The following is a 9685-nucleotide window of genomic DNA, read 5'->3' on the forward strand; positions in this document are numbered from 1 at the left end:
CATCGGCGACGACGAGTCGCACGTCTTTGTTCGGGCGGTGATTGAAGCCCCAGCCTGGGGGTGTTTTGCCGGGTGCGACGGTGTCGAAGGTCTCGGTGACGAACGGTGCACCTTTGTCCGGGCCGACTTGATTGATGCCGGTGACGATGGGGTGGCCGCTGTTCCAGGCGATGTTGTAGTCGATGGTGTTCCACTTCGGTGTGGCGTTGCGGATGTCGCCGTATTTCACGCCGGGGGTGTCGCCAAACATGATGTTATGCTGGAAGCTGTTGCCGCTCATCATGGTGCCGTCGTCGCGGATGGCGTCCTTGGGGTGCAGGTCCATGTTGCGCATGCTGGACCAGGCTAGCTGACCGGCGACGGATTCGTAACCTTTGATCATCGTTTCGAGGTGGCTGGTGTAGAAGCGCTGATCCTTGGTCCAGCCGTGGAGATCGAACTGAAACTTGCCGCCGAGAGCGAAGATGTTGTTCTCCACGATGCAGTCGCGTGAGTTGTGCATGTGGATGGGCGTGTGGGCCACGCGATAGACAATGTTGCCGATGATGTCGATGCCGCCGCTGTTGTCGTCCGGGTAGAGGCCAAAGGTGAACCAAGGGTGCTTCAGTCCGCCGGATTCCTGCCCACAGCCGATGACGTCGTGGATCAAATTGTAGCGCCATTTGCTGCCGCGGCTGCTGATCCAGTCCCGCCCGCCGGTGTAGATGGCGCCGCCGTCCTGCGTTTCGAGGCAGAGGTGGTGCAGGTGGTTGTATTCCACGATGAGGTTGTTTCCGCTCATCTGCACGCCCATGCGCGGGCCGTCGTGGATGTGGTTGTGCGCGGCGGTGTTGTCCACGCCGTACATGCTGATGCCGCAGGCGTTCTTGTTGAAGACACCCATGTGGTGGATGTGGTTGTCCTCCGCGATGTGTCCGGGGCCGGTGAGTGTCTTGCGATCTCCGCCACTCAGGCTGATGCCGTTGCTGCCAGTGTAGCTGATTTCATTGTGCGAGAGGCGCACGTTTTTGCCATCGCTCACGCCAATGCCGCTGCCACTGAACGCACCGACTTGCGTGATGATGCATTTCTCCACGAGGCAATCTTCCGCACGCTCAAAGGTGATCGCGGAGGCATGGCAGCCGGTGAGCTTGAGGCCACGAATGACGACCTTTTTCGCACCCGCCTTCACTTTGAAGAAGCTGTCGAGCGTGGGAATGCGAACGTCGGAGGTTCCCACCTCACCTTTAAGCGGCCAGAAGTAGAGCGTGCCAGTGTGCTTATCGTAAAACCACTCGCCGGGGGCGTCGAGTTCTTCGAGGGCGTTTTGAAAATGGTAGCGGTTGTGCGGATGGAGGTCATAGCCGCAGTCCTTCTTCAGCGTCAGCTTGCGTGTCTGGGGATCGAGCGAGACCACGGGCTCGATGAAATTCCACCACCCGTATTGGGCGAAGATATCGAGTTCCACGTCCTCGGGGTGCGACCATTTGCGCACGTCCTCGGGCTTCACATAGAGCGTGCGTTTCCACAGGTGGCCTTCGGGAGCGCCTGCGGGCGGGAATTCGGCCACGAAGGCCCAGCCGCCATAGAGAGGATCTTTGGCATCGAAGTTCGGGTAGCGCGCCAGAATCTGCCGCTCGCCGTTGCTGAGGAGTTGTTTTGGGATGAAACCCTTCGGCAGCAGCTTGGAGACATCCGCCTTCACGATCTTGCCCTCATGCGGCTGCCAGCCGGTGACGAGGGGGGCGCCGATGAGTGTGCTCTTCGTGCCTGCGATGGTCAGATTGGAATCCTTCGCTTCGAGCTGGATCGGCTGCGCCAGTTCAGTGGTGCCTTCTGGGAGCAGAATCGTCGCCGGGGAGTTGTCGCCGCCTTTCCGTGCGGCGCGCACTTGTTCGAGCGCCTGGGGTAGAGTGAGGGCTGAGGAGATCTTGACCTCCAAGGCATGAGCGGTGGAAAGCAGGGACGCAGTGAACGCGAGGAGCAGAGAACGGGTCGGGAACATGGTTGCGGAGCGATACGCCATGCTGCCGGGAGGGCAAATGCGTGTTGTGGGCGGGAATTGGCGTGGGGGAGGCTGATTTGGGGCGAACGCGGCAGGATTAAGGACGAAGCCCTCCGTCCTTGCCACGCGCCCCCATCTTGCTAGGCTTCGCGCTCCTTTTCCCGAACCATGAGCGCCCCTGACACTGCCAAGAACTACAAAGACACCGTCCTGCTGCCGAAGACCGACTTTCCCATGAAGGCCGATCTCGTCGCTCGGGAGCCGCAGCGCCTGGCGAAGTGGCAGGAGGGGAAGCTCTACCAGCGCATCGTGGCGCAATCGAAAGGCAAGCCCACCTTCATCCTGCATGACGGCCCGCCGTTTGCGAATGGCGACGTGCACATGGGCACCGCGCTGAACAAGATCCTCAAGGACCTCATCGTGAAGTCGAAGACGATGGCGGGTTTTCACACGCCTTTCATCCCCGGCTGGGACTGCCACGGGTTGCCCATCGAATTCAAGGTCGTCAAATCCGCCGCCGGTCTCACTCCGGTGGAAGTGCGCCAGCGCTCCGAGGCGGAGGCACGCAAGTACATCGACATCCAGCGCAACAGCTTCAAGCGCCTCGGCGTTTTCGGCGACTGGGACAATCCCTACCTTACTCTGGACCCCGGCTACGAGTCCGGCATCCTGCGCACCTTTGGCAAAGCGGTGGAGCAGAAGCTCGTCTACCGCATGAAGCGCCCGGTGCTGTGGAGCTACGGCGCGCAGACTGCTCTGGCCGAGGCCGAGGTGGAGTATAAGGAGAAAACCTCGCCTGCGGTGTATGTGAAGTTTGCGCTGGTGAATCCGCCGCCCGGCTGCGATGGCGCATCCCTCGTCATCTGGACCACCACGCCGTGGACGCTCCCGGCCAACCTCGCCATCGCGCTGCACCCCACCTTTGACTACGTCAGCGGCACTTTCACGCATGAGAGCGGTCGGGTGGAGAAATTGGTCATCGCCAAGTCACGCATCGAAGCCTTCCAGGCAGCCACCGGCTACAAGCTGAACACCGAGCACGCCAATGAAGAGCTCAAGGGCAACGCGCTCAATGGCCTCGACGCGCAGCATCCTTTCCTGCCGCGCACCTCGAAGGTGATCAATACTCTGTTCGTGACCGACGACACCGGCACGGGCGCAGTCCACATCGCCCCCGGTCACGGCGCGGACGATTATCAGGCCGGACGCGAGCATGGTTTGGAGATCCTTTCCCCCGTCGATCCCGATGGCAAGTATACCGCTGAGTGCGGGCTGCCGGAGTTCGTGGGCAAGCATGTGTTCCAGAGCAATGACGGCATCGTCGCGCTGCTGGAAGAAAAAGGCGCGCTCCTCGGCAACGAGAAGTACGTCCATCAGTACCCGCATTGCTGGCGCTCCAAGACGCCAATCATCTACCGTGCGGTGGAGCAGTTCTTCATCAAGATCGACGACATCCGCGCCAAGGCGCTGTACGAGATCGACACCGTCCACTGGATGCCCGCCTGGGGTCGCAATCGCATCTACGGCACGGTGGAAAGCCGTCCTGACTGGTGCATCAGCCGCCAGCGCACCTGGGGCGTGCCGCTTCCGGTGTTCTACTCCGCCAGTGGCGAGATCATCATGGACCCCGAGGTCATCGCCAAAGTGGCCGTCATCATCGAGCTGCACGGCAGCAATCTCTGGTTTGAAAAAGACGACGCTTGGTGGGCTGAGGAAGTCGGCCTGCCTGCGGGCACGAAGCGTGGCAATGACACGCTCGACGTCTGGATCGACTCCGGCTGCTCGCACGTCAGCGTGCTGGACCGCCACCCCGAACTCCACGCTCCGGCGGATCTCTACATCGAGGCCACGGACCAGCATCGCGGCTGGTTCCAGAGCAGCCTCATGATGAGCATCATCGCCCGTGGGCATGCGCCGTACAAGGCTGTGATCACCCACGGCTTCGTGGTGGACACCAGCGGCAAGAAGATCAGCAAGAGCGATCAGGGCGCGGGCAAGAGCTCCAAGCCCATGACCGCCGACCACTACTACAACACCTACGGTGCCGACATGGTGCGTCTCTGGGTGGCCAGTGTGGACTATCAAAACGAAGTCCCGTTCTCCGAAGACCTCTTCAAGCAGAACAGCGAAAACTACCGCCGCATCCGCAACACCCTGCGCGTGCTGCTGGGGAATCTCAGCGGTGAAGCCGCGCCAGCGTCCCGCCTGCCGGATGTGGATGTCGAGCAAGCATCTCTCCTGCCAGACGAGGACGTGCCGCAAGGCTCCCGCATGCCGCATGCCTCCGCTGCGGTTGCGCCCGCTTACACCCTCGTGGATCGCTGGATTCTGGAGCGCCTCCACGTCGTGACCAAGGAGTGCGTGGATGCCTACGCGCACTACGACTTCCGCAAGGTCTTCAGCGTCATCAACAGCTTCATCACTGGCGACCTCAGCTCCCTCTACATCGACATCACCAAGGACCGGATGTACTGCGACGCCGCCACCAGTCCGCGCCGCCTTGCCACGCAGGCCGCCATCCGCGAGATCACCGAGACCCTCTGCCGCCTCCTCGCCCCCATGCTCGCCTTCACGGCGGACGAAGCCTGGGAGCACCTCGGCCACAAGGACAGCGTGCACATGGAGCTCTTCCCGGTGCCGAATCCTGCCTTCCCCGGCAGCGATGCCACCCTCGCGGTGAATGAACTGCTCAAGGTCCGTGGCGTCATCCAGCAGGCCATCGAAAAAGCCCGCCAGGAAAAGAAGATCGGCTCCAACCTCGAAGCCACCGTCGCTCTGACTCTGCCCGCCGAAGGCTTCGATCATCCCGTCTTCAACGAGCCCGCCACCCTCCACGAATTCCTCATCCTCAGCGACCTCAAGATCACCCGCGGCGGTGACCTTTCCGCCGTCGTGCAGGAGTCCACCCACTGCAAATGCGGTCGGTGCTGGAAATATCTGCCGGATGTGGGAGCCAATGCGGAGCACCCGACGCTGTGCGGACGGTGTGTGGAGGCGGTGGGGTGATCAGGCCACCGGTTTTGAACTTATGGAAAACGATGCTTTCGAGACCATCACAATTGCCGACTGGACGCAGGTTTATGACCTGCCGGAGGTAAAGCAAGGCACTGCATTGTTCCGAGGCCAGGCCAATGATACGTGGGGACTAAAGACCTCACTCGAACGTGAGTTCGAAAGATTGGAAATTCATGAGGACTACTTCTTGCATAAAGAGCGGGCATTGTTGGTAGAGTTCCGACGTCGTGCCCATCTTTATACTCGGGACCTGCCGGACCATGATGATGTGGTTGGCTGGTTGGCATTAATGCAGCATCATAGTGCACCAACTCGTCTTTTAGATTTCTCTTATTCTTTCTTCGTGGCATCTCACTTTGCCTTTTCAACGAGCTCTGGAAACTCGGCAATATGGGCAATTGATGACTTATGGCTTCGAACCTGCCTAGATCCGCAAGCCTTTATGAGAGAGGAAAGCCTGAATGCCCAGAGCCAGCTTGCAAATAAGAAACTGAGTTTATATCATGAAGAATATAAAGGCGGAGGAAGACCAAATGATCTTTCAAATGCCATTTTGATGATTGAACCTACGCGGCAAATTTAGCGGTTGGCTGTTCAACAAGGGCTGTTCTTAATGCCTCATAATCTTCATGAGGACTTCATCACAAACCTCGTTTGCATGGCGCAAATGGAGGCGTCCGATAATGAGAACAGCGCCTCATGGTTATCGGATACAAAAAAACATTTCAAAAAAATTGTTTTCACCAAAGAGGCTGGGCGCGTCGGTCAACGAGAGCTTCGGAAGATGAATATTACAGCTGAAAGCTTATTTCCAGGAATGGACGGTTTTGCTGAATCACTGAAGCAAACTGTGCTCGCTGCATAAGCCAAAAGCTGCGCAAATTGCAGGTGCCTATCATTTTCAAATCAAGCTTATCCATGCTATATCGGCCTAAGATGAAGTTATTGAATATTGCCCGCCTCCTATGCACCCTCCTCCCACTCTTGCTCGCCAGTTGCGGCAAAAAAGTGGGCTATGAGATTCGTGGGGACAAGGTGATCTGGAACAGTTGGCAGGGGGATGGCATGTTCGGCAAGTGGTCGGAGGCGGAGGTGACGGATGAGCATGGTTTTCAGATCTTGCAGCCGGAGGGTTATGCGAAGAATACGCAGGATGTGTTTCATGGTGGCGCGAAGGTGGACGGGGCGGATGCGGCGACGTTTCAACTGCTGGAGAAGCAGGGCGGTCTGGCGAAGGATGCGAAGCGTGTGTATGACCGCGGAGCGGTGATCGAAGGGGCGGATCCGGCCAGCTTTGAACGTACGGGCATGGAAGGGCTGGGACGGGACAAGAAGGATTATTATCTGGGAACGAAGCCCCTGCATGTGCGTGACATGGCCAGCTTCAAGGTGCTGGACGCGAATGCCTGTGGGAAAGACGACAAGATCTGGGCGCGGGACAGTTTGGACTACTACGTTAGCAGGGTGGCCACACCGATTGCCGACCCGGCTACATTTCAGGTGATTCAGTCTTGGTATGCGAAGGATGCGCGGCAGGTGTACTTCGGCAGCGAGGTCTTGGCCGGTGCGGATGCCGCTTCCTTCCAGGGCATCGGCGGCGAGTCGGGAGAGTTCGCCAAGGATTCCAAGAATGTTTACTGGCAGGGGAAAGTGGTGGAAGGCTGCGATGCTGCGACGTTTCAGCTTTTGAAATACCGCTTCGCCAAAGACAGCAAGCATGCCTACTTCTGCTACTCGAGTGGCAGTCCTCCTCACGCATTGCCTGACTCGGATGGGCAGATCTTTGAAGTGATCGGCCCTTCATCGCAGGGCTTTGGCTATGCCAAGGATGCCAAGCAGGTTTATCAGGGAGCCAATGTTATCACTGGCGCTGATCCCGCGACCTTTGTGGTGGATCCCAGCGACCCCGAAAAGGCCTCGGACAAGAACCGACGCTACCAGTATGGCAAACCTGTTCAGTAGGATCAGCTATGAAGGAACGCATCGTGCCTTCACCGCACTAGAAACTCCGGCGTGATCTGCGCAATCGACGCCGCACCCGCCTGGCGCATGTCGATCTGCAGTTCTTTGCGCAGGAGGGTGAGGACGGTTTCGACCCCGGTCTGGCCGAAGGCGGCGAGCGCCCAGAGATAGGGGCGGCCGATGCAGACGGCGCTGGCGCCCATGGCGAGGGCTTTGAAGAAATCCGTGCCGCGCCGGAAGCCGCCATCGACGAGCACGGGCACCTTGCCGTTTACGGCGGCGATGACTTCGGGCAGGCAGTCGATGCTGGCGCGTTTGCTGTCCTCGCTGCGGCCGCCGTGATTGGAGACGATGATGCCATCCACCCCGTGCTGCAGTGCGAGTGCGGCGTCTTCACGGGTGACGATACCTTTGATGAGCAGCTTCATCGACGTTAGCTCCTTCAGGCGCGGTAGCACCTCCCACGTCATGTTCAGCGGGAGCTGCGTGGTGACCGTGGAGAGATCGAGCCCGGCAAACATCGGCCTGCGGCTGGCGACATTGGTGTAGGCAAAGCCGCCGACATGGCAGTCGGTGCACTTCACCGGAGCGGAGCGGCGGACCTTGAAGAGTGTGTCCCGCAGCGCGCCGTTTTGTGAATCGACGGTGAGCACCATGACCGGGCATCCGGCCTTTTCGGCACGCTTCACCACGGCGCGGGTGACGTTCCAATCATCCGTAGGATAGAGCTGGAACCACGCGGAGCGGTCCATGACTTTGTTCACCTCCTCGATGGCGGTGGAGGAGTGCGTGGAGACGATGAAGTTGTGCTTTTGCGCGGCGGCAGCGCGTGCCGTGGCGAGCTCCGCCTCGGGATGAAACGCACGCTGACTGCCCACGGGCGAGAGCATGATGGGAGACTCCCACTCGGTGCCGAAGAGCTTCACGGACATGTCCACCTTCGCCACATCGACGAGCCGACGCGTGCGAAGCTGGTAGCGGGCAAAGGCGTCACGATTGGCCTGGAGTGTGGAGTCATCCGTGACGCCGGTTGCGAGGTAGGCGTAGTGCCAGGGCGGTAGGTTCTTGCGCGCTACGGCTTCGAATTCGAGCACGTTCACCGCCTGATCTGCCGCAGCGATGAGGTCTTCCTCCGCATGGGCGACCCCGCTGGAGAGATGGCCCAGGCCTAGGCCGCCCGCGAGAGCCGGACTTGTTGCAAGCATGTGCAAAAACCGACGACGGCCGAGCTCGTGTGTGATCATGGAGAAGGGGAAGAAAGAGCTGCCAGTCGTCCGCCCCCGGCTGGCTGTCAATGTGCATCCCGGGCAGCATGCTCGCAGGCGTCTGTCGTTGGATCTCTTACCACAAGGTTTGCATAGGTCTCTTGCTCATCGATACGCATTTTTCTCGACCACCGGCCATTCGCTCTCCAAGTTCGCGGCCCGTTATGCCCACTGCTACCCGCGACATCTTTCTCGGCACCGATTCCGGAGCCACCACTTCCAAGACCGGCGGCGTCTTCGCCAATGGTGAACCCGTCTCCACACACCTCCGCCAGAGCTCGACCAATTCCCAGAATGGCACCGCCGCCGTGGTGGCCGGCTGGGTCGAAGGCGCCGAAGGTTTCCTCAAGGACAATGGCCTCACGTGGGACCGCGTCGCCGCTGCAGGTCTTGCTCTGCCGGGACCATATCAAGTCTATGGCGTTCTCGATAAGTCCTCCAATCTGCCGGACAGCTTCATCGGCTGGAATTTCCACGCCGAGTACTCGGCGGCGATCGCGAAAGCCGCTGGCCGCGAGATCCCGCTCTACGTGGGGAACGATGGTGACTTCGGTGGCGTGGGTGAGGCCGCCCGCGTGCGTGGCGAAACCCAAGCGAGCGTGCTTCTTCTGGCTCCGGGCTCCGGCCTCGGCGCGGCCTACATTGACGCCAATGGTCTCCCTCTCAGTGGCGATCATCTGGCTGGCATGGAAGGCGGGCATATGCCTATTCCGCGTCAACTTCTCGGTCATGGTCTGGATGAAGTGCCCGCATTTCGCTGCGGCTGCGGTCGCGACTGGGGCTGCATCGAGGCCTACTCCACCATCTCCGGACTGACGCAGTTCCTTGAGTTTTTCCTGCCGAAGTATCCGGATCACGAACTCAACTCCAGCAACGAAACGCTGAAGAGCAAAGGCTTCTCCTTGCGTGGTCGCGCACAAAAGGGTGATCCCCTCGCGCTTGAGATCTTCGACATCCAGGCGCGTGCCCTTGGCATCCATATGGCGAATTTGTCGATGGCTCTGGATCCCGGCATCATCGTTATCGGCGGTGGTCTGGTGGATCCCGAAAGCACGACGCCCGAGTTTCGCGAGCGCTACCTCGGCGGCATCCGTGCCGCAGCGCTGCCCTACCTCTTTCCGAAACAACGCGCTGAGCTCAAGCTGGTGCCTGCGACTCTGGGAGAGCTTTCTCAATCCATCGGCGCCGCACTCGTGGCGCTCTATTCTTCCAAGGATTGAGTTTTCCCATGGGCACTGAGATTGAACGCAAATACCTCCTCAAGCCCGGCCAGTGGCAGCCCACCGGCCCGGGCCGCCGCATGGCGCAGGGGTATCTGTCACGCGATCCCGACCGCACTGTGCGTGTGCGCCTTGTCGGTGAAGATGCTTTCATGACGGTGAAGAGCCGCCGCACGGGAATCACGCGCACGGAGATCGAATTTCCCATCACGCTGGAGCATGCGCGGGATCTGCTGCTG

The 9685-nt window shown here is 59.9% G+C and carries 7 protein-coding genes and 1 pseudogene; 6 read left to right on the forward strand and 2 right to left on the reverse strand.

Going from position 1 to position 9685, the window contains the following annotated elements:
• Positions 1-1984, reverse strand: a 1984-nt coding sequence (locus tag ACIREA_RS18570; protein ID WP_397383828.1) for a right-handed parallel beta-helix repeat-containing protein, incomplete at its 3' end; no start/stop codon positions are given.
• Positions 1985-2152: 168 nt separating this feature from the next.
• Between ACIREA_RS18570 and ileS the strand changes: the two genes are divergently transcribed.
• The 4 genes from ileS (at position 2153) to ACIREA_RS18590 (ending at position 6961) form a co-directional block, all read left to right on the forward strand.
• A complete protein-coding gene (gene ileS / locus ACIREA_RS18575) occupies positions 2153-4990 on the forward strand; it encodes an isoleucine--tRNA ligase (protein WP_397383829.1) in 2838 nt (945 codons plus the stop codon).
• Between the two features lie 22 nt (positions 4991-5012).
• Positions 5013-5582: an FRG domain-containing protein gene (locus ACIREA_RS18580; RefSeq protein WP_397383830.1), complete on the forward strand. Its 570-nt coding sequence runs from the start codon at positions 5013-5015 to the stop codon at positions 5580-5582.
• 3 nt (positions 5583-5585) lie between these two features.
• Positions 5586-5864 (forward strand): hypothetical protein, encoded by a 279-nt coding sequence (locus ACIREA_RS18585; protein WP_397383831.1) that lies wholly within the window; start codon positions 5586-5588, stop codon positions 5862-5864.
• A gap of 119 nt (positions 5865-5983) precedes the next feature.
• The gene (locus ACIREA_RS18590; protein WP_397383832.1) at positions 5984-6961 is read left to right on the forward strand and encodes a DKNYY domain-containing protein; all 978 of its coding nucleotides are present in this window, start codon (positions 5984-5986) and stop codon (positions 6959-6961) included.
• Positions 6962-6990: 29 nt separating this feature from the next.
• On the opposite strand, the gene ACIREA_RS18595 is transcribed toward ACIREA_RS18590, so the two are convergent.
• A complete protein-coding gene (locus tag ACIREA_RS18595; RefSeq protein WP_397383833.1) occupies positions 6991-8205 on the reverse strand; it encodes an alpha-hydroxy acid oxidase in 1215 nt (404 codons plus the stop codon).
• A 185-nt stretch (positions 8206-8390) separates the two neighbouring features.
• Between ACIREA_RS18595 and ACIREA_RS18600 the strand changes: the two genes are divergently transcribed.
• Together ACIREA_RS18600 and ACIREA_RS18605 are read left to right on the forward strand one after the other, a co-directional pair.
• Positions 8391-9446 (forward strand): ROK family protein, encoded by a 1056-nt coding sequence (locus tag ACIREA_RS18600; RefSeq protein WP_397383834.1) that lies wholly within the window; start codon positions 8391-8393, stop codon positions 9444-9446.
• A gap of 8 nt (positions 9447-9454) precedes the next feature.
• Positions 9455-9685: pseudogene (locus ACIREA_RS18605) on the forward strand (adenylate cyclase); the annotation flags it as partial.

The sequence above is a fragment of the Prosthecobacter sp. genome, from assembly GCF_044373815.1.
Taxonomy (GTDB): Bacteria; Verrucomicrobiota; Verrucomicrobiia; order Verrucomicrobiales; family Verrucomicrobiaceae; genus Prosthecobacter.

Excerpts from the sequence above, each read along its gene's own strand:
- ileS (WP_397383829.1), top strand. The coding sequence starts at position 2,153 with ATGAGCGCCCCTGACACTGCCAAGAACTACAAAGACACCGTCCTGCTG.
- ACIREA_RS18580 (WP_397383830.1), top strand. The coding sequence starts at position 5,013 with ATGGAAAACGATGCTTTCGAGACCATCACAATTGCCGACTGGACGCAG.
- ACIREA_RS18595 (WP_397383833.1), bottom strand. The coding sequence starts at position 8,205 with ATGATCACACACGAGCTCGGCCGTCGTCGGTTTTTGCACATGCTTGCA.
- ACIREA_RS18600 (WP_397383834.1), top strand. The coding sequence starts at position 8,391 with ATGCCCACTGCTACCCGCGACATCTTTCTCGGCACCGATTCCGGAGCC.